Below are 25,343 nucleotides of genomic sequence, written 5' to 3'. Positions count from 1 at the left end.
CTATGGTTTTATAACATAACCCAATCCCTTCATGGTATGAATAAGTTTGGTCGAATAAGGCTTATCTATTTTTCTTCTTAAGTATGTAATATAGACATCGACAACATTGGTATTCATGTCAAAATTAATATCCCAGACATTATCCAAAATCTGATCGCGCGAAACGATGCGACCTGTATTTTTAGCCAGATAATATAAAAGTTTAAATTCTTTTGCTGTTAGCACAATGTTCTCTCCGCCTCTTTTAACCGTTTTGGCGCGTCCGTTTATTTCTAGATCACCAATTGTGATCGTATCGATTTTTTCTGTTTCCTGATGCGATCTTCGGTATAGCGCATTAACTCTAGCGTCTAATTCTCCAAATTTAAAAGGTTTAACCAAATAATCATCGGCACCGGCATTGAGTCCTGTTACAATGTTTTCTGAAGTTCCTAAAGCCGTTAAAAGCAAAATAGGCACAAAGTTTTTTGCTGCGCGAAGTCTTCTGCAGATTTCAATTCCGTTAAGATCAGGAAGCATTACATCTAAGATTACCACATCGAAAGTATAATTATGAATCATCTCCATAGCCGTTTTACCGTCCATTGCTACGCTTACTTCATTATTATTTTCTGCAAATCCTTTACGCAATATCGATAATAGATTTGGCTCGTCTTCAACTATAAGTAATTTCATCTTAAGAAGTTTGTATATACAACAAAAATAGGAATTGAAATTCACATAATAAGCACAACTTAAAAAATTATCCGCAAATTGAACCAAATAAGAAAAAGCGGCATCATGAGCATCATTTTTGCTATTTTTTAGGACTAAAATTTTAGATTCTTCAATTTAGAATCTGCTAATTTTCAAAAAGATAAACAAAAAGATAAAGATTAAAAAGTCTCACCAGCATTTAGATAGAATCCTTTGGAGTTGTTACCCCAAGAATAATCGAAAATTAAATTGGTTTTGGATGCTTTATCGATCAAAAGCCTTAAACCAATACCAGCAGCAGGCTGTATGGATTTGAAAAGTTTTAAATCAGTATCAGAATTGCTGGCCGTAACAAAATTGGTAAAAACCGTACCGCTTAGCAATTGATTGCAGGTAATTGGAAAACGAAATTCTGTAGAAAGATAAACTAATCCGTTTCCTCTAAACAATCCCTGCGTGTAGCCTTCTCCACTCCTGCTCCGCTGATCCCAACCAATTGAAGGAAGGTTTAAATAAGGCACTTTTCCCCTAGTTACAAATTGTCCGTAAGTCCAGATTGCCAAAATATAACGAGGATTTTTATGAGAAACAGGAATAAAGTTGCGGTATTCGGCAAATAGCACATTACTAAAGTTCTGATTTTTAAACAAAACAGGATTAAATCTATAATTTATATTGGCATACCAGCCCTTAGAAGCATTAACTTGGTTATCTCTTGAATCGTGAACCAGATTCAAACTAACCCCTGTCAAATAATATTCTAGATTATTAAACCCATATTTTTGGCTATAATTGTAATGGTAGGTATAATTTCCGTTTGCGACATCCAATTCCTTGTCCTTAATACTTGAATACCAATCTATATTCACGCCTCCGCCAACATAATAATTCTCTTTCACTTCAAAAGAAACCGTCTGATGAAATTTTAAGTAATTATAATCCATATCCTGAGCAAGCGAATCTATACTAAAACCAGGCGGGCGATCTTGTCTTGGCGGAATTATATCAGTTCCAAGTCCATAATTTGGCTGCGAGAACAAATACAAACGGTAATCGCCACTCAAAAAGATTTTATTATTTTTAAGTAGAATATTGTTTTTGACGTTTACTAACCACTGATTTTTTACGGTATAAGTAATTCCTATGTTGGCAATTGAATATTTGTCTTTTGCTTCTTTTCCTTTAAAGGTATATTGCGCCACCGCTCCAAAAAAGAAGCCTGTTGCGGGCTGAGAGCCAATAGCTGGAATTAATAAAAAGAAATTGTTTTTTGTAGGCTTAACTACTAATGCATCATCTTGTTTTTTAAAAAGATCAAATACTGTTTTGGGAGGACAAATTTTTGAAGAATCAATTTCTGAATTTCTACTTTCTTCTTGAGAAAATAAAGTAAAGGAAATAAGAAATACTAATCCTAAGATTTTATACTTGTACGGAACGGCATTATTTTCTGGAAAAATCACCATTTGCAAAGTTTTGTTTTTAGAAATAAGATTCAACTCATTGTAAATATAAACCTTATTTTCAACAACTTAAAAACAAAACTCAAATAATTTAACAAAAAAATCCGTCAAAAATATTTGACGGATTTGGTTTAAAATGTGTTTTTACTATTTAGTAATGTATTTTTCATAGTTAGATTGAAATTCTAATTCTCTCAGAAAACAATACTTTTTCTTATTATTCTCGATTTTCATCGAAAATTTTACAGCAAATTAGTACCTTTTCAGCCTCAAATAATGATCTAAAAAGTTGAAAAAAGAAAGCGAATATTTTCTTGATAAAGAATACAATACGATTATTTACGCCAAAGATGATCTTAATTTTAAAGACTTCGAATGCTGCGTTTTTAATAATTGTAATTTTTCTGCCTGCACTTTTCTTGCCGTTACCTTTATCGACTGCACTTTTAACGATTGTATTTTCAACGAAGCCAAAATTAATTATGTGGCTTTTAGAAGTGTCACTTTTTATAACTGCGAAATCAAAGAAGTTAATTTTGCCATGTGCGACAAATTGATTTTCGAAGTTCACTTTTACGACTGCATTTTAGACTTTTCAAAATTTTACACTTTAAAGCTAAAAGGAACAACATTCAACAGCTGTAGTCTTATTGCTGTAGATTTTATGGCCGTAGATTTAACGAATGTTCTTTTTGATAATTGCGATTTGTATCGTGCAGAATTTTCAAAAGCGATTGCTAATAAAGCTAATTTTAGAACAAGTTTTAATTATACCATCGATCCATCAAAAACGAAATTGAAGAAAGCTATTTTTTCTTTGAAGGAAGTGAAAGGGTTGTTGTTTACGCATGATGTAATTGTGACGTAGTAAATGGCACGCGGATAAGACGGATTCGCTATCGCGAAGACGCAGATTTCCGCCGATTTTTTTATTTTTTTATTAAAAAATAAAATCAATTGCCTCCAGCTTTAGCTGGATGGACAAATTAGAAATGTAAAAAAGGATTTAGCCGAACTCTTAAAGTTTGGCTAAAGCCTTTTGTGCTTTTTTATTATACCCCCAAAGCTAAAGCTGTAGGCAACTCATATTATAAAAAAATCCGTGTAAATCTGCTTCTTCGCGATAGCGAATCTGTTTTATCCGCGTCTAAATTTTATTTATAATTAAATATTTTTCCCCATCACATAATCCTCCATCAAAAAACCATTTCCAATTTCAATATCTACAGTTTCTTTAATTTCAAAACCTAGTTTTTTATAGAAATTTAAAGCGGTGTTAAAACGATTTACATTTAATAAAAGAGCCGAAGAATTATTTTCTAAAGCCATTTTTTGGATTTCTTCAAAAACAATTTTTCCATAACCTTTTCCTTGTGTTTCTGGCAAAAGATAAATTTTATGAATTTTTGTTATCGCTTCGTTTTTATAATTATGCTCAATTCCGATAAAACCAATTACAGAATTAGCATCTGAAATTAAGTAAAATAACTGCTCTTTATTCTGAATTTGTTTTGATAAAGCTTCGTCAGAATAAATGAGATCTAACATATACTCTAATTGTTCAGCTGTTAAAATTTCGCCATACGTTATTGGCCAAGTTATGTTTGCAATCTCTTGAATTTTAGCAATATCATTAAGAGACGCTTCGGTAATTTGAATCATATTTATTTTGTAAAAACTTGATTTTCTTGTTCGCTTACGCGGATAAAAGTCGTTCGTTTAGTCAATTCTTTTAATCTTGAAGCACCGACATAGGTACAAGTACTTCTAATTCCGCCTAAAATATCTAAAACCGTATAAATTACATCGCCTTTAAACGGCACTTGAACGGTTTTTCCTTCGCTTGCACGATATTCTGCTACGCCGCCTGCATGTTTGTCCATAGCAGTTTTCGAACTCATTCCGTAAAATTGTTTGAATTTTTCGTCTTTTACTTCGATTAATTCTCCGCCACTTTCAGTATGTCCGGCAAGCATGCCGCCCAACATTACAAAATCGGCTCCAGCGCCAAAAGCTTTAGCAACATCGCCTGGAGTTGTACAGCCACCATCACTTATAATGTGTCCACCTAAACCATGGGCGGCATCGGCACATTCGATAATGGCAGACAATTGCGGATAACCAACGCCTGTTTTTACACGAGTAGTGCAGACAGAGCCTGGTCCAATTCCGACTTTTACGATATCGGCTCCGGCCAATAAAAGTTCTTCGGTCATTTCGCCAGTAACCACATTTCCGGCAATAATTATTTTATCGGGATATTGTTTACGGGTTTTCTTTAAAAATTGGACAAAATGCTCAGAATAACCATTTGCTACATCAATACAGATAAATTTCAGTAACGGATTTGCAGTAATGATTTTTCCTATTTTCTCAAAATCTTCTTTTCCTGTTCCTGTACTTACCGCAATATAATCGTAAATATCTGAAGTTGCATTTTTTAGAAAATGATTCCATTCTTCTAAAGTGTAATGTTTATGAATCGCTGTAAAAAGCTTTTCTTCAGCCAAAACCTTCGCTATTTCAAAAGTTCCAACAGTATCCATATTGGCAGCCATAATCGGAATTCCTGTCCAATTTGATGTACTATGCAAAAACTTAAAATTTTGGTCTAAACTAACTTCCGATCTGCTTTTAAGTGTTGATCTTTTCGGCCTAAACATCACATCTTTAAACCCTAATTTTAAATCCATTTCTATTCTCATAATTCGAGATTTTGGTTACTCTCAAATTTAGGAATTTATGATTTTAGATTTCAGATATTAGATTAACAAAAAGCTGAACTTTTGAACAATGCACCTAGTTTTATTCCGCAGAGATGCACAGAGATTTCTCAGAGATTCGCTAAGTTTTTAATAGCAACGGGGCTTCTCCCGAAGCTTCGGGACGCTCAGCCTGACAAAGCCGAAAACTGATCACTAAAAAATCTGAACACTGACCACTAAAAAAACTATCCGTGGATCGTTTCTCCTTTTCCGTAATTCGTAATGATAGATTCTTCAAATGCTAACCATTCTCTCCAGCGTTTTTCTACGTCAATTCCAACTCCATATTTTCTTGCGTAAGTGATAAAAGTAGTGTAATGTCCTGCTTCACTTTCCATTAATTCTCTGTAGAAAACAGCCAATTCCTCGTCCTGAATATTCTCAGAAAGCACTTTAAAACGTTCGCAGCTTCTGGCTTCGATCATGGCTGAGAACAAAAGTCTTTCTACAAGGCCAGAAACACGGCTTCCGTCTCCGCTTTTCTTCATGTATTGATAGAGTTCGTTTACGTAATCGTCTTTACGCTCGCGTCCTAGTTTTAATCCGCGTTTGATTATGATATTATGAACCTGCTCAAAATGATCGATTTCTTCTTTGGCTAAAGCCAATAAATCTACCACTAAATCCTGATGTTCAGAATTGTTCGTGATAATCGTAATCGCATTTGTTGCTGCTTTTTGCTCGCACCAAGCGTGATCGGTCAAAATTTCTTCGATGTTTTTCTCAACAATGTTTACCCATCTTGGGTCGGTTGGCAATTGTAATCTTAATACGCCCATGTGTTTTTGTTTTAAGTTTATTTTGTTTCAAGTTTCAAGTTTTCTACTTGATGTCAATTAAAAACGAAAAAAGTTTAAAGTTTTGCTCTACGTTATATTCCGCATTACAAAACTTTAAACTTGATCCCGAAGTTTCGGGAGAAACTTTAAAACTATTTAATACTTGAAGATTGGTCTTTCGCTCATCATTTCGTTTACTTCAGCAGCAACTTCTTCGATAAGATCTTCGTTTGTATGATCAGACAGTACTTTATCAATTAAAGCTACGATAGTTTCCATATCAGCTTCAACTAAACCACGAGTTGTGATCGCAGCTGTTCCTACACGAATACCAGACGTGATAAATGGTGATTTATCATCAAAAGGAACCATGTTTTTATTTACTGTGATTTCTGCCTTTACTAATGCGTTTTCAGCTTCTTTACCAGAAATATTTTTATTTCTTAAGTCAATAAGCATCATATGGTTATCAGTTCCGCCAGAGATAATTTTGTATCCTCTTTTTACAAAAGCATCTGCCATTGCGTTTGCATTTTTCTGCAATTGCATAGCGTACGTAAAGAATTCGTCTTTTAATGCTTCGCCAAAAGCAACGGCTTTAGCAGCGATAATGTGCATTAAAGGTCCTCCTTGATTTCCTGGGAAAACAGCTAAATCTAATAAAGAAGACATCATTCTAATTTCTCCTTTTGGAGTTGTTAATCCTAGTGGATTTGGGAAATCTTTCCCCATTAAGATCAAACCTCCACGTGGTCCTCTTAATGTTTTGTGAGTTGTTGTAGAAACAATATGACAATGTGGAATTGGGTCATTCATTAATCCTTTTGCAATAAGACCAGCTGGGTGAGAAATATCAGCAAATAAGATAGCTCCAACGCTGTCTGCAATTTGTCTGAAACGAGCAAAATCCATATCACGAGAATAAGCCGAAGCTCCAGCGATAATTAATTTTGGCTGTTCTTTTGTTGCAATTTCTTGAATTTTATCATAATCTAAACGACCAGTTTCAGCATCTACACCATAAAAAACAGGGCGGTACAAACGACCTGAGAAGTTTACAGGAGAACCGTGAGTTAAGTGACCTCCGTGAGATAAATCGAAACCTAAAATCGTATCACCAGGATTTAAACAAGCGTGGTACACAGAAGTGTTTGCCTGAGAACCTGAGTGAGGCTGTACGTTTGCATATTCAGCACCAAATAATTCTTTAGCTCTGTCAATAGCAATCTGCTCAATTACGTCAACTACTTCACAACCGCCGTAGTATCTTTTGCCAGGATAACCCTCAGCATATTTATTTGTTAAAACAGACCCTGCTGCTGCCATTACTTCATCACTTACAAAATTCTCTGAAGCAATAAGCTCTAGTCCGTGAATTTGTCTTTCTTTCTCCTCCTGGATAAGATCAAAAATTTGTTCGTCGCGTTGCATTTTTTTGTTTTTCGTTAATTTCACGCAAAAATACAAAAAAACGTTTGTCAAACTGCTAGATTATGATATATTTGACATGTAATTTTTCAACAAACAATTAACATTAAACATGCCAATAACCGCCAACGATACCAGTAGAAAATCATGGTTAGAAGTGCCAGAAAATAGCGACTTCCCTATTCAGAATATTCCTTTCGGCGTGTTTCTTACCAAAGAAAATGTCGTTACAGTAGGAACGAGAATTGGCGATTATGCTATAGATTTAGGCGCTTTACAGCAATTAAACTATTTTGAAGGAATAGAATTAACCGATGATATGTTTATGCAGGATACGCTAAATGATTTTATTTCTGATGGAAAAAAAACATGGCGTTTGGTTCGAAATCGTATCGCTGAGATTTTCGACGAGACTAACCCGCAATTAAGAGATTCAACAAAACACAGAGATATTGTTATATTTAAAATCGAAGATGTAGAGATGCAACTTCCTGTTTTAATTGGTGACTATACAGACTTTTATTCCAGTAAAGAACATGCTACGAACGTAGGAAAAATGTTTCGCGATCCTGAAAATGCTTTGCTTCCAAACTGGCTGCATATTCCAGTTGGATACCATGGAAGAAGTTCAACGATTGTGCCTTCTGGAATTCCGGTGCACAGACCAATGGGACAAACTTTACCAGCTGGTCACGACACGCCTGTTTTTGGTGCTTCACGCTTAGTAGATTTTGAATTAGAAACGGCTTTCATTACTACAGATGTAAATGTAATGGGCGAAAATATTTCAACTTACGAAGCTGAAGATTATATTTTCGGAATGGTTTTACTAAATGACTGGAGTGCACGTGATATTCAGAAATGGGAATATGTGCCACTTGGGCCATTTTTAGCTAAAAACTTTGCGACATCAATTTCACCGTGGATAGTAACTATGGATGCTTTGGAGCCTTTTAGAACTAAAGGACCAAAACAAGATCCGACTCCGCTCCCTTATTTACAGACAAAAGGCAAAAAAGCATTTGATATTCATTTAGAAGTTTCTCTTAAACCTGAAGATCAGGAAGAAACCGTAATTTCTAAATCGAACTTTAAATATTTATATTGGTCAATGAGTCAGCAATTGGCGCATCATACTTCAAACGGATGCCGCGTAAATTCTGGCGACATGATGGGTTCTGGAACAATTTCTGGTCCAACGCCTGATACTTTTGGTTCTATGCTAGAATTAACTTGGGGCGGTAAAAATCCACTAAAGCTAAATGACGGTAGCGAACGTAAATTTATTGAAGATAATGATACGGTTATTATTCGAGGATTTTGCGAAAATGCCGAAGTAAGAATTGGTTTTGGAGAAGTTGCAAGTCAGCTTTTACCTCCATTTACGAGACAATGAAGAGCAGATCAATCTGAAGAGATATAGAAAACAAAAAACCTTGGCTATGAACCAAGGTTTTTTTTATAACTATGTTTTTTAAACCATATAAATCATATAAGAAATTCAAGAATTCTTTAAATGAAACTTACATAAATTATATGGTTTAAACTTACTAAGCCGGAATCTGCTGGCTTAAACAGTGTAAAGTTCCAAAGCCCCAAATAAAATCGATACAGCTTATTCCGATTACTTCGCGGTCTGGGAAACATTCTGAAAGTATATTTAAAGCTACTCTGTCGTTACTATCGTTGAATGTTGGGACTAAAACGCAGTTATTCAAAATTAAGAAATTAGCATAACTTGCTGGTAAACGTAAATCTTCAAAATCTACACGTTTTGGCATTGGCAATGCTACAATTACAGGAGATTTTCCGTTTTCTAATTTTGCATTTTGCAAACGTTTCAAATTATCCTGTAAAGGTTTGTAATTCGAATCGTTTTTATCTGTTTCTACAATGGTTACAATAGTATCTTCATTAACAAATCGGCATAAATCGTCAATGTGTCCGTGTGTATCATCGCCTTCAATTCCATCTCCAAGCCAGATTACGTTTGTAACGCCAAGATATTCTTTAAAAACAGCTTCATAGTCTTCTTTTGTAAAACCAGCATTACGAACCTGAATTGTCGGATGCATCAAACATTCTTCAGAAGTTAGCAAAGTTCCTTTCCCATTTACATCAATCGCTCCACCTTCTACAATTACCGGTTTTCCTTTGTACATAACCTGAGTTAGTGGAACATCGATAAAATCAGCGACTTTACCTGGAACAAATTTATCTAATTGGTAGTTTTTATATTTCGCCCAGCCATTGAAATTGAAATTCAAAGCTTCTCTTTTAGAACCATTTTTTACAATAATTGGTCCAGAGTCACGCATCCAGCTTCTGTTGGTTTTATGTATAATATAAGAAACGTTTTTAATGTTTACGCGAGCTCTTTCTAGCATATCAGCAACCTTTTCTTTTAGTTTTTCATCGGCAACTACCAAAAAAACAGTTTCAAAAGTGGCTACTTTTTTTATAAATTCTACAAAAGCCCATTGAACAGCTTCGTATTTTCCTGGCCAATCGTTGCCATTATGCGGAAAACACAATACAATTCCTTGCTGTTTTTCCCATTCTGCTGGAAATCTTCTATTATTTGTTGACATAAATAGGTTCTAATTTAGAAAGTGCAAAGATAAGCATTCGTTAGGATTTTAAAACATTTATATCAAATTCGATAATAATTTCACAAAAAATATCTTGCAAAAATTAAGTTAAAGATTAAATAATACATCCTTAATATTTAACAGAAAGCTCAGAATTACTTTTGCCGAAACTAAAAACTAACACATGAAAAAATTATCGATCTCATTATTAGCTGCTCTTTCTATATTGGCAAGCTGTAACAATGATGAAAATTCTAACAACGAACCTGAAGTTGTTGTAAACGAAAATCCTGGAACATTTAAAGAAATTGGTTCTATTACAATTGGCGGAGAAGGTGCGGCTGAAATTTCTGCTTACTGCGAAAAAACGAAAAGACTATTTACAGTTAATAACAGTGGTGTAAATCAAATCGATGTTATTGATATTGCTGACCCAACAAAACCAATGAAAATTGGAAAAATTGACTTAGCAACTTACGAAGGAGCTGCAAACAGTGTCTCAATTTTTGACGGAAAATTAGCAGTTGCTTTAGAATCTTCTGCAAACAAACAAGGAAATGGTAAAGTTGTTGTTTTCAACACTACAGATTATAGCTTAATCAAACAAGTTACAGTTGGTGCACTTCCTGATATGATTACTTATTCTCCAGACGGAAAATATATCATGACGGCAAACGAAGGAGAGCCAAATGCTGATTATTCTCAAGATCCTAACGGAACGGTTTCTATTATTGAAACTGCTACTTATAATGTTACTAATTTAGATTTCGCTTCTTTTAGTGGTCAGGCAGCGACTTTAGCAAAAGATGGTTTCAGAATCTCAAAATTTGCTAAAAGTTTCGCTCAGGATATTGAACCAGAATACATTACTATTTCTGATGACTCAAAAACTGCTTGGGTAACTTTACAGGAGAATAATGGTGTTGCCAAAGTTGATTTAATTTCTAAAACAATTACTGCTATTTATCCTTTAGGTTTAAAAGACTACAATACAGCTGAAAATGCAATTGACATAAGTGATAAAGACGACAAAGTAGCTTTTAGTCCGTGGAAAGTAAAAGGTTTATATATGCCAGATGCTATCAGCCATTTTACTGTAAACAATACACCTTATTTTGTTACAGCAAATGAAGGAGATGCAAGAGAATACGATGCTTATTCTGATGTTAAACGTATGAAAGACATGAAACTTGACGCAACTGTTTTTCCTGATGCTGCTACTTTAAAACTAGAAACTAATCTTGGAAGACTTAATCTTGTTGCCGACATGGGAGATACTGATGGAGATGGAGATTTGGACGAAATGGTAAGTTTTGGAGCAAGATCATTCTCAATCTGGAACGGAAATACTGGAAAAATTGTTTTTGACAGTAAAAATGATGTAGATAAAAAAACGAATGAATTAGGAACTTACGACGATAAGAGAAGTGACGATAAAGGTTCTGAACCAGAAGCGGTAGTTGCTGCTAAAATGGGTAATCAAAACATTTTATTTGTTGGCTTAGAAAGATCTGATGCTTTTATGGTATATGATGCTACAACCCCAACTTCGCCACAATATTTACAAACTGTAAAAACTGGAGACGCTCCAGAAGGGCTTCTTTTTATTCCGGCTTCAAAAAGCCCTACCAAAAGAAGTTTGCTAGTAGTAAGCAGCGAAGGAGATGGATCTGTTAAAATTTATCAGCCAGATTTGAAATAAATAAACTTTTAGGATAGCAAAAAAGGACAAAATGTGAATTTTGTCCTTTTTTTTGGGCTTCTATTAGGCTTATTTTAACGGATTTACACAATTAAAAGCCAAAAGATGGAAATTATGTAAGAGCATATACAACGCATTGTGGAATTCGACGGCTAATTTTGTTCATGAGTTTAAAATAAAAACAATTTAATTTTTGATATCATGAAAAAGAAATTAGTATCAGCCTCTTTATTATTACTATCCTTCGCGGCAGGCGCGCAAAATATGGCTACCACATCTACTACACCAAGAGTAGAGCAAGAATATAACAAATGGTCGATCGAACTTAATGGTGGTGTTAACAAACCAACCAGAGCAATGACACCAGGTTATACAACAGAATCTGCAAACTTCTTTCACGGAGATTTAGGAGTTAGATATATGTTTAATCCAAAATTTGGTTTGAAATTAGATGTTGGATACGATCAATTTAAAGAGAAAAAAGACACTCCAGACTTCGAAAGCCGCTACGTTAGAGCAAGTTTACAAGGAGTTGTGAATGTTGGACGTGCTTTAAACTTTGAAACATGGACTAACACTATCGGACTTTTGGCACATGGTGGTTTTGGAGTTGGACAGATTAGTACAGAAACTGGTTTTGGCGGACAAGATTATGTGGCGCACGGAATCGCTGGTTTAACAGGTCAAATCAGATTAAGCAATAGAGTTGCTTTAACAGGAGACTTGACAGGAATTGTTAACGGAAGACAAAACTGGAACTTTGACGGAATGGGTACAACTAATTCGAATAGTTCTTTTGACGGAGTATTATTAAATGCTTCTGTTGGTCTAACTTTCTACTTGGGTAAAAATGAAAAACATGCTGACTGGGTTGGTGAAGAAGATAGAATCGGTGAATTGGAAAAAAGAGTGGACTTAATCGAAACTGGTCTTTTGGACACAGACAAAGATGGAGTTGCTGATTTGTACGATTTAGAGCCAAATTCTATTGCAGGAGTTGCTGTTAACACAAAAGGACAATCTATTGATACGAATCAAAATGGTGTGCCAGATGAGTTAGAAAGCTATTTAGACAAAACGTATGAAAAGAAAGGCGCAGGTGTAAATACAAACAATACTGTTGAAGAATTAATCAACGGAGGTTATGTAAATGTTTATTTCGATTTCAATTCGTCTAAACCTACAAACGCATCTTTATCAGGCGTAGATTTCTTAGTGAAATATTTGAAAAACAATCCAGGAAAATCTGCTGACATTATTGGTTATGCTGACGAAATTGGAAACACAAGCTACAACACTGAATTATCTAGAAAAAGAGCTGAAGCTGTGAAAAAAGTAGCTGTAAATGCAGGAATTGATGCATCAAGATTGAATGTAATTGCTAACGGAGAAGATACTTCTGTTAACAAAAATTCTAAAGAGGCACGTCAGATCGTGAGAAGAGTTACTTTCCAAGTGAAGTAATACATATAAGGCTAAAAACAAGAAAAGGAGCTGTTACATATGAGACAGCTCTTTTTTGTTATAAAAAACAAGAGTTCCAGAGCAACAAAAATATTTATAGAATTTGAATAGAAAAAAATGAAAAAAGCTCTAGCGGAGCGACATGCATTAGATTGAAAAAAGACATGTCGCTCCGCTAGAGCTTTATAGTGTTACTTTTATTATTTGCTATAAATATTTCGCTTCTCCGAAGCTTACAAAAAGAACAAAATTAAAAGGGACAAAATTTACATTTTGTCCCTTTACATATTTCAGATAAATCTAATTATTTATCTATTGCTCTTTTTGTAATATCTCCAAAAGCATCAATTCTTCTGTCTCTGAAAAATGGCCAGTTTTGGCGAACATTTTCTTGTAAATCCAAATCAACTTCAGCAATTAAGATTTCTTCTTTATCGTGAGATGCCTGAGCTAAGATTTCTCCTTGTGGTCCAGCGATGAAAGAAGCTCCCCAGAATTGAATTCCTTCTGTACCGTCGATATATTTTTCTAAACCAATTCTATTTGCTGCTGCTACGAAAACTCCATTTGCTACTGCATGGCCTTTCATTACGTTCATCCAAGCACCGTATTGGTTTTCTCCGTATTGCTCTTTTTCTTTAGGATGCCATCCAATAGCAGTTGGGTAGAATAAAACCTCAGCACCTTTAAGCGCCGTAATACGAGCTGCTTCAGGATACCATTGATCCCAACAGATCAAAGTCCCAACCGTTCCTTTTTTAGTTTCGATTGCTTGGAAACCTAAATCACCTGGAGTAAAATAGAATTTCTCATAGAAATGTGGATCGTCTGGAATATGCATTTTACGGTACAAACCAGCTTCACTTCCATCAGTGTCAATAATATAAGCACTATTGTGGTAAATTCCAGCCATTCTTTTCTCGAAGAAAGGAACAATAATCACTACTCCTAAATCTTTTGCTAATTCACTAAAAGCAATAAATGAAGTACTGTATAATGGTTCTGCTAATGCAAAATTATCTACATCTTCGCTTTGGCAGAAATAATGACTGCTATATAATTCAGGTAATAGTATAACTTCAGCACCTTGGCTTGCAGCATCTCTTACCCAGCTGATACATTTTTTAAGATTATTTTCGGCAACATCATTCAGATTTAACTGAATAACCGATACTTTATACTTTCTTTTCGCCATGACATAAAATTTAGAGTGCAAAAATAGTACTTTTTGAAAGAATAGCAATATGAGTTTATTTAACTTTATGATATTAAAAAAGAGCCTAAAAGCTCTTTATAATTGTTCTGCAGAATTTCGTTTTGTAGAAAATATTTTAGAAATGTAAATCACATCATCTTCTACTAAATAATATTTTATAATCTCTAATTATAATTCTTCTATATTCAGGTTCAATTTCATCTTTTTGATATTGTTCTGCAAAATGTATTTTTTTAGTTGCATCTAGAATTTCATTCTTAATATTATTAGCGCCTTGAATCGATTTCTCTTTATAAAAATTAAAAATTGTTCTTAAATGATTCTTGGCAGTGTGGGTCCAAACTACCTTCATAGTTTTGTATGTTACCAATTATCAGATTCCTTTTCTAAATCTTCTTGCGAAGTATATTCTCCTCTTTCAATTTCTAATTTCGTATTAGCCAACTGAGCTTTATACTCAACTCTAGTAATTGGCTGCCCTTCTACCGAAAATGCAACTATATCTTCTTCTTGATAACTTTCAATAACTGCTTTTACAACTTTTAAAAGACGCTCATCGGCAGTACTAATATATTCTAAAACACTTTCTCTCAACTCTAAAGCTCCCATAATCTTATCATATTTGATCATTCAAAGATAGAAATTTTCGTCCATATTTTTAGGTAAAAAAACCATTCTACATCAGTTTAAAATTGAACTTCTGCAAAATGGCTTTTCAAACCTAAATAAACTCAACTAAATTTTTTACTATTCGATCACTACTTTTTGAGTAAGGAATTCTGTTTCTGATTTTTTGAATTTAATTTCGAAAGTTCCTTTTGCTGCCGATTTAAATTTGTAAACTGTCTTTTTTGGCTCTGGCACTTGCTGCGTGCAAACTTCTGCTGGATATTTAGCTACTACTTGCAATCCTTTTACTGCCCCAATTGTTACTTCTGAAATTTTATCAAATTCTCCGCAGGCATTATCTACAACATACGTTACTTCGTAGCTTAATTCATCATTTACTTTTCCTGTTGCTGGTCCTTTAATTTCGGTTGCTAAAGCAGCTTTAGAGGTTTCAACTGGTGTTTCCACGTCATCATCACTATTGCATGAAACAAATGCAATTGATAAAAATAATACTACTAAACTTGATTTTAAACTAAAACTTTTCATATAAAATAATAATTAATTGTTAATTACTATGAAGATGTCGCTTAGTTGCAATGGTTGCTTAAAACAAAATGTTAAAAATTCCACTAAGGAACTAAATAACTAAAAATCAAGTTTTTATTCGTTTAAAAAAAATGCATATTTCTTTAATACTTTTTAAAAAATTACAGTTTTACACTTCTTCAACTTTTCTTTGATCTCGTTTCATAACAATAAAAAGAGAGCAAAAAGTCAAACTATTTTAAACCTCAAAAGTATTATTGTTCCAAAAAAAAAACATCAGCCTTTCGACTGATGTTTTTATATGATGATGTTAATTAGATTAAGCCGTTTTCTTTTTGAAAATCTTTTTAACTAAGTTAATAACTAAAAGAACTGCAAATCCTAAAACCAATCCTACTACAAATTCTTTAATAATCGCAGGCATTTTGATTTCTTCTGACAAATGATGGAAATAAGGAATGTAATGTACAAAAATTCCTCCTGCAACCAAAAGCAAAGCAATAGTTCCAATTACCGTTAATCCTTTAATTACCAAAGGAAGAGCCTTCACCAAAATATTTCCTATCATAGCAGAAAAGCTTTTTTCACTTTTGCTAACCTTAATAAGTTTATAACCCGCTTCATCCATTCTAACAATAAGCGCTACAATACCATAAACTCCAATTGTAGCAATTAAGGCAATAATAGAAGTTACGATAATCTGTTGCGTTAGAGGCTCTTCTATAACAGTTCCTAAGGCGATAATTACAATTTCGACAGAAAGAATAAAGTCTGTTATAATAGCAGATTTGATTTTAGTTTTCTCTACTGCTAAGATTTGTTCTTCGGTTAGAGTTTCTTCTGTAATCCCTTCTGATTCTGCATGTTTATGAGGAACGATAAACTCATAAACTTTCTCGGCTCCTTCATAGGCTAAAAACAATCCCCCAAGAACCAATATTACGATAATAGCTGCCGGAAGAAAAGCGCTCAACAAAAAAGCAATAGGAAGTATAATAATTTTATTTAGCAAAGAGCCTTTACTGATTGCCCAAAGAACAGGAAGTTCTCTAGATGATGCAAATCCTGAAGCTTTTTCAGCATTTACAGCCAAATCATCTCCTAAGATTCCAGCTGTTTTCTTTGCTGCAATTTTACTCATTACTGCAACATCATCCATAATTGCTGCGATATCATCTAATAGAACGAAAAAACCTGAAGCCATCTTTTAAATTTGTTATTTTTTGTGATGCGAATCTATACATTTTGTTTGAATCTTCCCAACAATATCACACCTAAATTTATGTTTTTATTCTCAATTTTATGTAATGCTGTTCTTAACTGCATTGTCCTAACAGCACCCACAAAATAATGAAAACTATAATAGTTCCAAAACAGCCTCCACCTAATTTTTTGGCTCCATATCCTGCAAGTAATCCTCTAAATAAATTGTTCATGTTCTTTAAATTTTAATTAATAATTTGCTGATTTTTATTAGTTTAAAATTGATTCTTTTTTCAAAATATCTTGTTATATGAATTGCCTAAAAAGTTTCAGAATTTATAGCACAAAAAAACACCAGCCTTTCGACTGATGTTTTCTCCAATTAATAATTAACTAAATAAAATTATTAACCTTTATGCGTCTGATTTCTAAATACTAAATTTCCATCGAAAGCATCAATCAGAATAATGCTTTCTGTTGTTATATTTCCAGCCAAAATTTCTTTTGACAATTGATTTAAAACTTCTCGCTGCACGACTCTTTTTACTGGTCTTGCACCAAACTGAGGATCAAATCCTTTTTCTGACAAGTAAGCAATTGCCTCTGGAGTTGCATCCATTGTAATGCCCTGCTGAGCCAGCATTTTGGTAACACCTTTCAGCTGCAAACCAACAATTCTAGAAATATTATCTACCGTAAGCGGCGTAAACATTACAATTTCATCGATACGGTTTATAAACTCTGGACGAACTGTTTGTTTCAACAATCCTAAAACTTCGTTTTTCGCTGCTTCTGTCGCTGCTTCTACTCCGCCTTTCAGATTTTCAAATTTCTCTTGAATAATCTGGCTTCCCATATTAGAAGTCATGATGATAATCGTATTTTTGAAATCGGCCAAACGACCTTTGTTATCAGTTAATCGACCTTCATCAAGAACTTGCAATAAAATATTGAACGTATCTGGATGCGCTTTTTCGATCTCATCTAACAAAATAACGGAATACGGTTTTCTACGAACGGCTTCTGTCAACTGCCCACCTTCATCATAACCCACATATCCTGGAGGTGCACCAACCAAACGGCTCACACTGTGACGTTCTTGGTACTCACTCATATCGATACGCGTCATAGCATTTTCATCATCAAAAAGATATTCCGCCAACGCTTTTGCTAATTCGGTTTTACCAACTCCCGTTGTCCCTAAGAACAAGAAAGTTCCAACTGGTTTTTTCATATCCTGCAAACCGGCACGGCTTCTACGAACTGCATCACTCACAGCTTCAATCGCTTCTTCCTGACCAACAACACGTTTGTGCAATTCGTCTTCTAAATGCAATAGTTTTTCTCTTTCTGTCTGAAGCATTTTAGTTACTGGAATTCCAGTCCATTTTGCTACAACTTCGGCAATGTCTTCTCTGGTAACTTCTTCTTTAATTAAAGAATTTCCTTGTTGAAATTCCTGCAATTGTTTTTGCAACGTTTCCTGACGTTCTTGCGCTTCTTTTATTTTTCCGTAACGAATTTCAGCTACTTTTCCGTAATCACCATCACGTTCTGCACGTTCTGCTTCGTACTTAAAGTCTTCTATTTCGTGTTTTACGGCTTGAATTCCATCAACAATATCTTTTTCAGATTTCCATTTTGCAAAGATTTCGTTTCGCTCTTCCTTCAGGTTGGCCAATTCCATACCTAAAATTTTAAGCTTGCTTTCTTCCTTCTCACGTTTAATGGCTTCGATCTCAATTTCCAACTGCATGATTTTACGATCCAAAACATCCAATTCTTCTGGTTTCGAATTGATTTCCATACGCAGTTTAGAAGCCGCTTCATCCATTAAGTCAATTGCTTTATCTGGCAAGAAACGATTGGTAATGTATCTTTGCGAAAGCTCAACTGCAGCAATAATTGCTTCATCTTTGATCTGAACTTTATGGTGTGTTTCGTATTTTTCTTTGATTCCACGAAGAATTGAAACCGCGCTTTCTGTATCTGGTTCGTCAATTAGAACTTTTTGGAAACGTCTTTCAAGCGCTTTATCCTTTTCAAAATATTTTTGATATTCATCTAAAGTTGTGGCTCCAATTGCTCTCAATTCTCCACGCGCCAAAGCTGGTTTCAAGATATTGGCAGCATCCATTGCGCCTTCGCCTCCACCCGCTCCTACAAGCGTATGAATCTCATCAATAAAAAGAACAATATCTCCTTCTGCAGCTGTAACCTCTTTTACAACCGATTTTAAACGCTCTTCAAATTCTCCTTTGTATTTCGCTCCTGCAATCAAAGCTCCCATATCTAGAGAGAAAACGATTTTTTCTTTTAAGTTTTCTGGAACGTCACCGTCAACAATTCTATGCGCCAAACCTTCTGCAATTGCCGTTTTACCAACTCCAGGCTCACCAATAAGCATTGGGTTGTTTTTGGTTCTACGGGTTAGAATTTGCAGTACACGACGAATTTCTTCATCACGGCCAATAACCGGATCTAGTTTTCCTGTACGAGCTAATTCGTTTAAGTTTTTAGCGTATTTATTCAACGAATTATAAGTTTCTTCAGCTGAAGCCGAAGTTACTCTTTCTCCTTTTCGTAATTCTTCGATTGTTGCTTTTAGGCCTTTTCCTGTAACGCCTTGGTCTTTTAAAATCTGAGAAACTTTACTCTTTGAATCAAAAATGGCTAAAATTAAATGTTCGATAGAAACGTATTCATCGTTCATTTTCTGAGCGATAATTTCAGCTTCATTCAAAGCTTTATTTGCGTCTCTAGAAAGCATAATTTCTCCTCCAGAAACTTTTGGAAAGTTTTGAATTGTAGCATCTAAAACCTGCAAAAACAGAGGCACATTTACATTTAATTTTTTCAATATAAATGGCGCTACGTTTTCATCAACTTCAAAAATTGCTTTGAAAATGTGTTCATTTTCAATTTGCTGCTGACCATTTCGCTGTGCTAATTGCTGTGACAGCTGAATGGCTTCTTGCGATTTAATAGTAAACTTGTTAATATTCATATTTTTACGATTTGATTGATTTTATTTTGTTTGAATTTTATAAGATTAAAGTTACGATTTATTGAGCTACATTTGTTGTTCAAAATAATTTAACTTTGCATTGAAATAGACAAATTATATTCCACAGTAAAAAAACAGACAAAATGACGGTAAAAATCAGTTTTCTACGATTAAAACACGTCAAAAAGTCACAAAACAAGCCAAATATGAGTTTTTTTAATTCAATCTTCGGAAGTTCTGAGAACTCAGAAGCATCAAAAAGTAAAGTAAACTGGACAGAATTAACAGATATGCTTCAATTAATGGAAATCGAAGCTATTTCTAATGAAAAGCCAGTGGTAATTTTCAAGCATAGTACAAGATGCAGTATTAGCCGTATGGCTCTAAAGCAATTTGAAAGAGAATATGATCTTGAAGGTGTTGTTGATGCGTATTTTTTAGACTTAATCGCACATAGAGATATTTCAAACGAAATTGCAAGCCGATTTGGTGTTTACCACGAATCGCCTCAATTGATTTTAATCAAAAACGGAAAAGCAGTTTACGACGTTTCGCACAACGATATTGATGCGGAGGCATTGAAAAGTAAAGTATAATTTTTGCCACAGATTAAAATGATTTTGCCACGAATTTCACAAATTACACTAATTAATTAGGCCTGCATCTGTGAAATTCGTGGCTGCTTTATTCAAAAATAATCTGTGAAAATCTTTTAATCTGTGGCAAAATACAATTAAAAACTTCCCCCAGAACCGCCACCGCTAAAGCCTCCACCTCCAAATTCCATTGGAGAAGCTTGTGGTTTTACTTCTGGTTTCATTCCAAAAGTTGAGGCTACTACTAAAGCCTCGGCGTTTAGTAATGCATCTGAATGAGTAATCCTATCAGGCTTAAAAGTTAATCCACTTTCTTTTTCTTTTAATTTTTTAATAGAAAAATAGGCTATTGCAAATAAAACCGTACCGCCAAGTGTAAGTGCGACTTCTATCGGCAAAACCAAATAATAAAATCGAATCGTGTAAATTGAAAATGCAATAGCCAAAAAGCTGATCCAAAGCATTAATCGGTCTTTTGTTCTCAAAGCTTGAACCAAATAAATTATTGGAACTATAAAAGTAAAGGCATAAAAGAAAAATGCAAACGGAATATCGGTTCCCGGTTTTACATCTGCTCCTAAAAGCTCTACAGAAAGTTCTCTTACAATCAAATAATTACAAGAAAGATAAAATAAAACGAGACAAAAGCTGTTTGCTAATAAAAGCCCATTGTAATAATAAATTTGAGTCAAACGGCCGATTATTCTTTTAGTAAAAAAATAAAAAACTCCAGCAAAAATCGCCGCTGTAAATGGTAAAACAGCTTTTCCAATTTGTCCCAATTCAAACATCCCATAAAACAAAAAAGCTGTTATGGCAAGGCAGAAAACGAGCATTGACAAGAGATGCAAATACCTCAAAAACATAAACAACGCTACTATTGCAACAAAGAAAGCAATAACCATTTCGTAACCTTCAGTTGTAATTCCTATTGCAAATCCGACATTTAAAAGCGCTCCCAAAATAAAAGCATCATCTAAACCGTGATTATGAAAGTTTTTTGAGGCTAGAATTTCAGCTCCCACAAATCCAACTATGGCAAAAATATAACAGCAGATTTGAAAAAATATGCGCTCAGAACTCACTCCGAATATAGTAATCGCACCACAAATCGATCCGAACAATAATGCTCCTAGTAAAAAGAAACCAATTCTAACCAAAATGTTTTTCTGGCTTTTAATACTTTCCAACTCCTTTTCTATAAATTTCTTTTGGTCTTTACTAATAAAACCTCCACTATGCAAAGAAGCTGCTTCATCAATTAAAGCTTCATTATTCAATATTTTTTTATCGTATACTATCATTATGCAATTTCTTTATGAAAGTTTTTAATTAGTTTTATAAAAATTACAATTGAACCGATGAAATACGCTGGCAACAAAAAGATAAATATTTCCCAAAGGTCTGAGAAATCAACATTTTCAAAGATTCTAAACACAAAAATATTTGCTCCAATATACGCGTATAAAATCATAAAGACATAGAGAGACATTGCTTTTTGATCGTAACTAGCTTTATAAAAATAATAAGTTGAACCTGCTAAAATAACTCCAAAAACCATCCAGGTAAGAATATCGTAATTGGTTAAATTGCTAATTGAAGCAATGCTTATAATATGAAGTGCAAAAGTGAGGAAAATCAAGCTAAAATGTGTTTTTAGTGAAATACGACAGCTATAAATAGTCCACAAAATAAGTAATACCCCAAGCATTACAGCCGAATAACTTAAACTCTGACTAGCATAAAAATCGTTATTATCCAACAAAGTTTGTGGAGTAACAGAAAGTCCGACATAAGCCGCCAAACCAGTAATTGCAATTGTTAGCACACTTCTGTTGTCAAAATAGTAAGCACAGAAGAAACTCACTATTGTGGGAACCAACGTCGCCAATCCGTAATGTTCTCCAAAAGGTTTATATTGAAACTGAAGATAGCCAATAAAAATACAAGTCAAGATATTACCTGCCAAAACCAGATATTCTAATACGGGATGATCAAAAGTTGTTTCTTCTTTTTGGAAACCTTTAGAAAATTTGAAACAATAAAAAAAGCAAACCGCTATAACAATCAAAAGCAACGAAAGAATAGCAATATGCCCTATTGAATCGATATTTTCATAAATTAAAATTCCAATTCCAGAAGTAAATAACAATACAGACAGATATAAAAAAAGTTTCAATTCTGCATTGAGCGAAAAGATATTCAGATTTCGATAAGATTTAACATCGTCAAACTGATTTTCTGTAATTAAGCCTCTTTCAAAAAGATTTTGAGTAAACTGGCTATCAAATTTTTTCATTGGTCAATTTAGGTTGTGGTTTTCAAATATAAGTATTTTAGGATGAAAATAGCTATTTTTTAGTTTTCGAAAATTCCTGTATCTCTTGCATTAAAAGGATTACATAAAAACAAAAAAAGTGTAAAAAACAAATTTATAACTCTCGCATTTTCAACTTTTAAAACATAAATCTTAACCAAATTAATTTGAAATTGTTTTTATTCTTTTACATTTGTGTAATCGATTACATTAGCTATTCAAACCACAAAAAAACCACACTTAAATGAAAACAAAACTTATTTTATTAGCCTTGCTACTGCCTTGCAGCTTTCTATTTGCTCAAAACTATTATATGAGTGCACCAGAAGGATTTGGAGCTGCTACAACTGGAGGCGGAAGTGCAACTCCCGTAACAGTGACTACTTTAACTGACTTAACTGCTAAATTAAAACTGACTACTCCACAAGTTATTCTAGTTTCGGGAACAATAAACTGTACCTATACCAGTGTTCAGGCAAAAGACAAAACTATCCTTGGGCTTCCTGGAGCGCGATTAATTAACTTAGATCAAACTGCTTCTGGTTCTGGAATTTTAAATTTAAAAGCAGGATCTAATAATATCATCATCAGAAATTTAATTTTTGAAGGGCCTGGCGCTTACGATACTGATGGCCATGATAACCTAACTTCTGAAGCTACCAATCTTTGGGTAGATCATTGCGAATTTCAAGATGGTACAGATGGTAATTTTGATAATAAAGGCGCTGCCGATAATGTTACGGTTTCTTGGTGCAAATTTACTTATCTAAAAGCTCCAAAAGCAGGTGGTCCCGGTGGAGCTGATGATCACCGTTTTTCTGATTTAATCGGTTCGTCTAAAACTGATGCTCCTGCAGACGGCCATTATAGCATTACTTTTAAAAATTGCTATTGGGCAGAAGGCTGTAAAGAAAGAATGCCAAGAGCCAGAAATGCCGAACTTCATATTCTAAACTGTTATTACAATACCTCTGTTTCGGGTTCGCTAGCCATTGGACTAGGCGGTGGAAGCAACAATACTACTTGCTACGTTGAAGGTACTGATTTTGCAAAAATTGGAACTGCTTTTAAAAATTATACAAGTACAGACGGCGGGACAATTAGAATTACTTTTAAGGATTGCTTAAATGCGCCTGCAAATTCAGGTACTACTGTAACCAAACAAGCTTATAATTATTCGGTTCTACCAACTGCAAATGTTGCAGGATTTATTTCAAATCCTTCTTGTGGTGCTGGTGCAACACTTCAAGTTACGGCTCAAGGCGTTATATCGACAAGCTGTAATAATTTAGGATTAAATGAAAATGTCCATAATTGAGATTTAAAATATTATCCCTCTATCATTAATAAACTTTTGAATATTGATTTTTCAAGTTCAGACAATGGCTTGGCTGAAGTAGATTTGTTTTCTTCAAATGGATCAAAAGTATATTCGCACTCCAAAAGTGTTTCTCCAGATGAAAAATTAGCTGAATGTTGGAAATCTTGCTAAAGGCATTTATATCTGTAAAGTTCAAATCGAAAATAGAAGCAAAACTTTTAAGCTGGTAAAAAACTAAATTTCCCTATAAAACAAAAGGTCATAGAACTTAATCAATGACCTTTTACTTTTATATTTTTAGCTTTTACATCAAAAAACTATTATCCATTTTGTCTTTTATATCGTTTAGACATAAATTATTAATACTGCCTTCGTGTGTGTGTTTGGTTGCTTTTGGAGATTTATAAGTTCCTTCTTCTAATTGTTCAGCAACAGCTTTATAAGCATCTCTAAACGGCATTCCGTCTACCACCATTTCGTTTAAAGTATCTACAGTAAATAAGTAATCGTATTTTTTATCTTCTAAAATACCTTCCTTAACTGTAATATCTTTGATAGAGAAAATGGCAATATCTAAGCAAGATTTTAAAGTTTGAATCGCAGGAAACAAACCTTCTTTTAAAAGTTGTAAATCTCTGTGATATCCGCTCGGAAGATTATTGGTAATTAATGTAATTTCATATGGAAGTGCCTGAATCTTATTACATTTTCCTCTGATTAATTCGAAAACGTCAGGATTTTTTTTGTGCGGCATAATGCTCGAACCTGTTGTAAGATGCGCTGGAAGCCCGATAAAATCAAAATTCTGGCTCATGTACAAACAAACATCCATTGCAAATTTTGATAATGTTCCTGCTACGCTTGTCATAGCAAAAGCAACTGTTTTTTCTGCTTTTCCACGGCTCATTTGTGCAGCAACGGCATTATATTTTAAGGTTTCAAAACCTAATTCTTTTGTTGTAAATGTTCTGTCGATCGGGAATGAGCTTCCGTAACCCGCCGCAGAACCTAATGGATTCTGATCTACAATTTTAGAAGCTGCATTCAACATTGTAATATCATCGATAAAACTTTCTGCGTAAGCCGAAAACCACATTCCGAAAGACGACGGCATGGCAATTTGCAAGTGTGTATAACCTGGTAATAAAACATGCTGATATTTTTCTGCTGATTCCATCAAAAGATCAAAAAGCGTTTTTACTTGTTCTTTGATTGCTTTTAATTCATCTTTTAAATATAAATGAACGTCCACCAAAACCTGATCGTTACGAGAACGCGCCGTGTGGATTTTCTTTCCGGCATCGCCCAATTTTTCAGTCAGTAAATATTCTATTTTTGAATGAACGTCTTCAAAACTGTCTTCGATTTCGAAATTCCCAACTACGATATCGGCAATGATTTCGTTTAATGCGTTAACTAAAGATGTCGTTTCCTCTTCAGTTAATAATCCGATTTGCCCCAACATTTTTGCATGAGCAATTGAACCTAAAGCATCGTATTTTGCTAAAACTAAATCCAGTTCACGGTCGTTTCCAACGGTAAATTGCTCAATTTGTTTATCTGTTGGTATTCCTTTTTCCCAAAGTTTCATAGGCTTTATTTTTTTTCGCCACGAATTCACGAATTATTTTTGATAA

23 protein-coding genes are annotated in these 25,343 nt (G+C 34.1%); 7 read left to right on the top strand and 16 right to left on the bottom strand.

Annotated features, from left to right (window positions below):
- Both EG814_RS16195 and EG814_RS16190 read right to left on the bottom strand, forming a co-directional pair.
- Nucleotides 1-675, bottom strand: a complete 675-nt coding sequence (locus EG814_RS16195; RefSeq protein ID WP_125722941.1) for a response regulator transcription factor — start codon at nt 673-675, stop codon at nt 1-3.
- A gap of 200 nt (nt 676-875) precedes the next feature.
- Nucleotides 876-2,162, bottom strand: a complete 1,287-nt coding sequence (locus tag EG814_RS16190; protein WP_125722940.1) for a BamA/TamA family outer membrane protein — start codon at nt 2,160-2,162, stop codon at nt 876-878.
- A 286-nt stretch (nt 2,163-2,448) separates the two neighbouring features.
- Between EG814_RS16190 and EG814_RS16185 the strand changes: the two genes are divergently transcribed.
- Nucleotides 2,449-3,027: a pentapeptide repeat-containing protein gene (locus EG814_RS16185; RefSeq protein WP_125722939.1), complete on the top strand. Its 579-nt coding sequence runs from the start codon at nt 2,449-2,451 to the stop codon at nt 3,025-3,027.
- A 296-nt stretch (nt 3,028-3,323) separates the two neighbouring features.
- Here the strand turns inward: EG814_RS16185 and EG814_RS16180 are convergent, their stop codons facing one another.
- From EG814_RS16180 to glyA, 4 genes are all read right to left on the bottom strand, one after another.
- Nucleotides 3,324-3,821, bottom strand: a complete 498-nt coding sequence (locus EG814_RS16180) for a GNAT family N-acetyltransferase (protein ID WP_125722938.1) — start codon at nt 3,819-3,821, stop codon at nt 3,324-3,326.
- Between the two features lie 2 nt (nt 3,822-3,823).
- The gene (locus EG814_RS16175; protein WP_125722937.1) at nt 3,824-4,864 is read right to left on the bottom strand and encodes a GMP reductase; all 1,041 of its coding nucleotides are present in this window, start codon (nt 4,862-4,864) and stop codon (nt 3,824-3,826) included.
- A 245-nt stretch (nt 4,865-5,109) separates the two neighbouring features.
- Nucleotides 5,110-5,703, bottom strand: coding sequence for a tRNA-(ms[2]io[6]A)-hydroxylase (gene miaE / locus EG814_RS16170; RefSeq protein WP_125722936.1), 594 nt, complete (start codon nt 5,701-5,703; stop codon nt 5,110-5,112).
- A 156-nt stretch (nt 5,704-5,859) separates the two neighbouring features.
- On the bottom strand, nt 5,860-7,134 hold the full coding sequence (gene glyA / locus EG814_RS16165) for a serine hydroxymethyltransferase (RefSeq protein ID WP_125722935.1): 1,275 nt from the start codon (nt 7,132-7,134) through the stop codon (nt 5,860-5,862).
- Nucleotides 7,135-7,243: 109 nt separating this feature from the next.
- On the opposite strand from glyA, the gene fahA reads away from it, so the two are divergent.
- A complete protein-coding gene (gene fahA / locus EG814_RS16160) occupies nt 7,244-8,527 on the top strand; it encodes a fumarylacetoacetase (RefSeq protein WP_125722934.1) in 1,284 nt (427 codons plus the stop codon).
- Between the two features lie 154 nt (nt 8,528-8,681).
- Here the strand turns inward: fahA and EG814_RS16155 are convergent, their stop codons facing one another.
- A complete protein-coding gene (locus tag EG814_RS16155; protein WP_125722933.1) occupies nt 8,682-9,722 on the bottom strand; it encodes an agmatine deiminase family protein in 1,041 nt (346 codons plus the stop codon).
- A gap of 184 nt (nt 9,723-9,906) precedes the next feature.
- On the opposite strand from EG814_RS16155, the gene EG814_RS16150 reads away from it, so the two are divergent.
- On the top strand, nt 9,907-11,424 hold the full coding sequence (locus EG814_RS16150) for a choice-of-anchor I family protein (RefSeq protein ID WP_125722932.1): 1,518 nt from the start codon (nt 9,907-9,909) through the stop codon (nt 11,422-11,424).
- A gap of 201 nt (nt 11,425-11,625) precedes the next feature.
- The gene (locus tag EG814_RS16145) at nt 11,626-12,888 is read left to right on the top strand and encodes an OmpA family protein (RefSeq protein WP_125722931.1); all 1,263 of its coding nucleotides are present in this window, start codon (nt 11,626-11,628) and stop codon (nt 12,886-12,888) included.
- A 304-nt stretch (nt 12,889-13,192) separates the two neighbouring features.
- Here EG814_RS16145 and EG814_RS16140 read toward each other — a convergent pair whose 3' ends face one another.
- The 6 genes from EG814_RS16140 to clpB form a co-directional block, all read right to left on the bottom strand.
- Complete coding sequence (locus EG814_RS16140) at nt 13,193-14,083, bottom strand: carbon-nitrogen hydrolase (RefSeq protein ID WP_125722930.1); 891 nt, start codon at nt 14,081-14,083, stop codon at nt 13,193-13,195.
- 154 nt (nt 14,084-14,237) lie between these two features.
- Nucleotides 14,238-14,456, bottom strand: coding sequence for a type II toxin-antitoxin system RelE/ParE family toxin (locus EG814_RS16135; RefSeq protein ID WP_125722929.1), 219 nt, complete (start codon nt 14,454-14,456; stop codon nt 14,238-14,240).
- 11 nt (nt 14,457-14,467) lie between these two features.
- Nucleotides 14,468-14,734, bottom strand: a complete 267-nt coding sequence (locus EG814_RS16130) for a hypothetical protein (RefSeq protein WP_125722928.1) — start codon at nt 14,732-14,734, stop codon at nt 14,468-14,470.
- Between the two features lie 117 nt (nt 14,735-14,851).
- Nucleotides 14,852-15,262, bottom strand: coding sequence for a hypothetical protein (locus EG814_RS16125; RefSeq protein ID WP_125722927.1), 411 nt, complete (start codon nt 15,260-15,262; stop codon nt 14,852-14,854).
- A gap of 319 nt (nt 15,263-15,581) precedes the next feature.
- The gene (locus tag EG814_RS16120) at nt 15,582-16,466 is read right to left on the bottom strand and encodes a DUF808 domain-containing protein (RefSeq protein WP_125722926.1); all 885 of its coding nucleotides are present in this window, start codon (nt 16,464-16,466) and stop codon (nt 15,582-15,584) included.
- Between the two features lie 405 nt (nt 16,467-16,871).
- Nucleotides 16,872-19,472 carry an ATP-dependent chaperone ClpB gene (gene clpB, locus EG814_RS16115; RefSeq protein WP_125722925.1) on the bottom strand — a complete coding sequence of 867 codons (2,601 nt, stop codon included), beginning with the start codon at nt 19,470-19,472 and terminating at the stop codon, nt 16,872-16,874.
- A 206-nt stretch (nt 19,473-19,678) separates the two neighbouring features.
- Here clpB and ytxJ point away from each other — a divergent pair, with 206 nt between their 5' ends.
- Nucleotides 19,679-20,068, top strand: coding sequence for a bacillithiol system redox-active protein YtxJ (gene ytxJ / locus EG814_RS16110; RefSeq protein ID WP_125722924.1), 390 nt, complete (start codon nt 19,679-19,681; stop codon nt 20,066-20,068).
- A gap of 137 nt (nt 20,069-20,205) precedes the next feature.
- Here ytxJ and EG814_RS16105 read toward each other — a convergent pair whose 3' ends face one another.
- Nucleotides 20,206-21,372, bottom strand: a complete 1,167-nt coding sequence (locus EG814_RS16105) for a hypothetical protein (RefSeq protein WP_125722923.1) — start codon at nt 21,370-21,372, stop codon at nt 20,206-20,208.
- Nucleotides 21,372-22,367 (bottom strand): DUF2157 domain-containing protein, encoded by a 996-nt coding sequence (locus tag EG814_RS16100; protein ID WP_125722922.1) that lies wholly within the window; start codon nt 22,365-22,367, stop codon nt 21,372-21,374. The genes EG814_RS16105 and EG814_RS16100 overlap by 1 nt, the downstream gene beginning before the upstream one ends.
- Nucleotides 22,368-22,629: 262 nt before the next feature.
- Here EG814_RS16100 and EG814_RS16095 point away from each other — a divergent pair, with 262 nt between their 5' ends.
- Nucleotides 22,630-23,703 carry a pectate lyase family protein gene (locus tag EG814_RS16095; protein ID WP_235830988.1) on the top strand — a complete coding sequence of 358 codons (1,074 nt, stop codon included), beginning with the start codon at nt 22,630-22,632 and terminating at the stop codon, nt 23,701-23,703.
- 151 nt (nt 23,704-23,854) lie between these two features.
- The gene (locus tag EG814_RS21315; RefSeq protein ID WP_317133049.1) at nt 23,855-23,944 is read left to right on the top strand and encodes a T9SS type A sorting domain-containing protein; all 90 of its coding nucleotides are present in this window, start codon (nt 23,855-23,857) and stop codon (nt 23,942-23,944) included.
- 66 nt (nt 23,945-24,010) lie between these two features.
- Here the strand turns inward: EG814_RS21315 and argH are convergent, their stop codons facing one another.
- Nucleotides 24,011-25,297 (bottom strand): argininosuccinate lyase, encoded by a 1,287-nt coding sequence (argH, locus tag EG814_RS16090; protein WP_125722921.1) that lies wholly within the window; start codon nt 25,295-25,297, stop codon nt 24,011-24,013.
- Between the last annotated feature and the right edge of the window lie 46 nt (nt 25,298-25,343).

Source organism: Flavobacterium ustbae, assembly GCF_003946915.1.
GTDB classification, from domain to species: domain Bacteria; phylum Bacteroidota; class Bacteroidia; order Flavobacteriales; family Flavobacteriaceae; genus Flavobacterium; species Flavobacterium ustbae.
This window is presented reverse-complemented; position numbering and strand designations above follow the sequence as displayed.

What these genes read in the sequence shown, in the direction of transcription:
- EG814_RS16145 (WP_125722931.1), top strand. Translation starts at nt 11,626, where the DNA reads ATGAAAAAGAAATTAGTATCAGCCTCTTTATTATTACTATCCTTCGCG.
- EG814_RS16140 (WP_125722930.1), bottom strand. Translation starts at nt 14,083, where the DNA reads ATGGCGAAAAGAAAGTATAAAGTATCGGTTATTCAGTTAAATCTGAAT.
- ytxJ (WP_125722924.1), top strand. Translation starts at nt 19,679, where the DNA reads ATGAGTTTTTTTAATTCAATCTTCGGAAGTTCTGAGAACTCAGAAGCA.
- EG814_RS16135 (WP_125722929.1), bottom strand. Translation starts at nt 14,456, where the DNA reads ATGAAGGTAGTTTGGACCCACACTGCCAAGAATCATTTAAGAACAATT.
- EG814_RS16155 (WP_125722933.1), bottom strand. Translation starts at nt 9,722, where the DNA reads ATGTCAACAAATAATAGAAGATTTCCAGCAGAATGGGAAAAACAGCAA.
- EG814_RS16150 (WP_125722932.1), top strand. Translation starts at nt 9,907, where the DNA reads ATGAAAAAATTATCGATCTCATTATTAGCTGCTCTTTCTATATTGGCA.
- EG814_RS16175 (WP_125722937.1), bottom strand. Translation starts at nt 4,864, where the DNA reads ATGAGAATAGAAATGGATTTAAAATTAGGGTTTAAAGATGTGATGTTT.
- EG814_RS16095 (WP_235830988.1), top strand. Translation starts at nt 22,630, where the DNA reads ATGAAAACAAAACTTATTTTATTAGCCTTGCTACTGCCTTGCAGCTTT.
- clpB (WP_125722925.1), bottom strand. Translation starts at nt 19,472, where the DNA reads ATGAATATTAACAAGTTTACTATTAAATCGCAAGAAGCCATTCAGCTG.
- glyA (WP_125722935.1), bottom strand. Translation starts at nt 7,134, where the DNA reads ATGCAACGCGACGAACAAATTTTTGATCTTATCCAGGAGGAGAAAGAA.
- EG814_RS16120 (WP_125722926.1), bottom strand. Translation starts at nt 16,466, where the DNA reads ATGGCTTCAGGTTTTTTCGTTCTATTAGATGATATCGCAGCAATTATG.
- EG814_RS16100 (WP_125722922.1), bottom strand. Translation starts at nt 22,367, where the DNA reads ATGAAAAAATTTGATAGCCAGTTTACTCAAAATCTTTTTGAAAGAGGC.
- EG814_RS16125 (WP_125722927.1), bottom strand. Translation starts at nt 15,262, where the DNA reads ATGAAAAGTTTTAGTTTAAAATCAAGTTTAGTAGTATTATTTTTATCA.
- EG814_RS16180 (WP_125722938.1), bottom strand. Translation starts at nt 3,821, where the DNA reads ATGATTCAAATTACCGAAGCGTCTCTTAATGATATTGCTAAAATTCAA.
- fahA (WP_125722934.1), top strand. Translation starts at nt 7,244, where the DNA reads ATGCCAATAACCGCCAACGATACCAGTAGAAAATCATGGTTAGAAGTG.
- EG814_RS16195 (WP_125722941.1), bottom strand. Translation starts at nt 675, where the DNA reads ATGAAATTACTTATAGTTGAAGACGAGCCAAATCTATTATCGATATTG.
- EG814_RS16105 (WP_125722923.1), bottom strand. Translation starts at nt 21,372, where the DNA reads ATGATAGTATACGATAAAAAAATATTGAATAATGAAGCTTTAATTGAT.
- EG814_RS16190 (WP_125722940.1), bottom strand. Translation starts at nt 2,162, where the DNA reads ATGGTGATTTTTCCAGAAAATAATGCCGTTCCGTACAAGTATAAAATC.
- miaE (WP_125722936.1), bottom strand. Translation starts at nt 5,703, where the DNA reads ATGGGCGTATTAAGATTACAATTGCCAACCGACCCAAGATGGGTAAAC.
- EG814_RS16130 (WP_125722928.1), bottom strand. Translation starts at nt 14,734, where the DNA reads ATGATCAAATATGATAAGATTATGGGAGCTTTAGAGTTGAGAGAAAGT.
- argH (WP_125722921.1), bottom strand. Translation starts at nt 25,297, where the DNA reads ATGAAACTTTGGGAAAAAGGAATACCAACAGATAAACAAATTGAGCAA.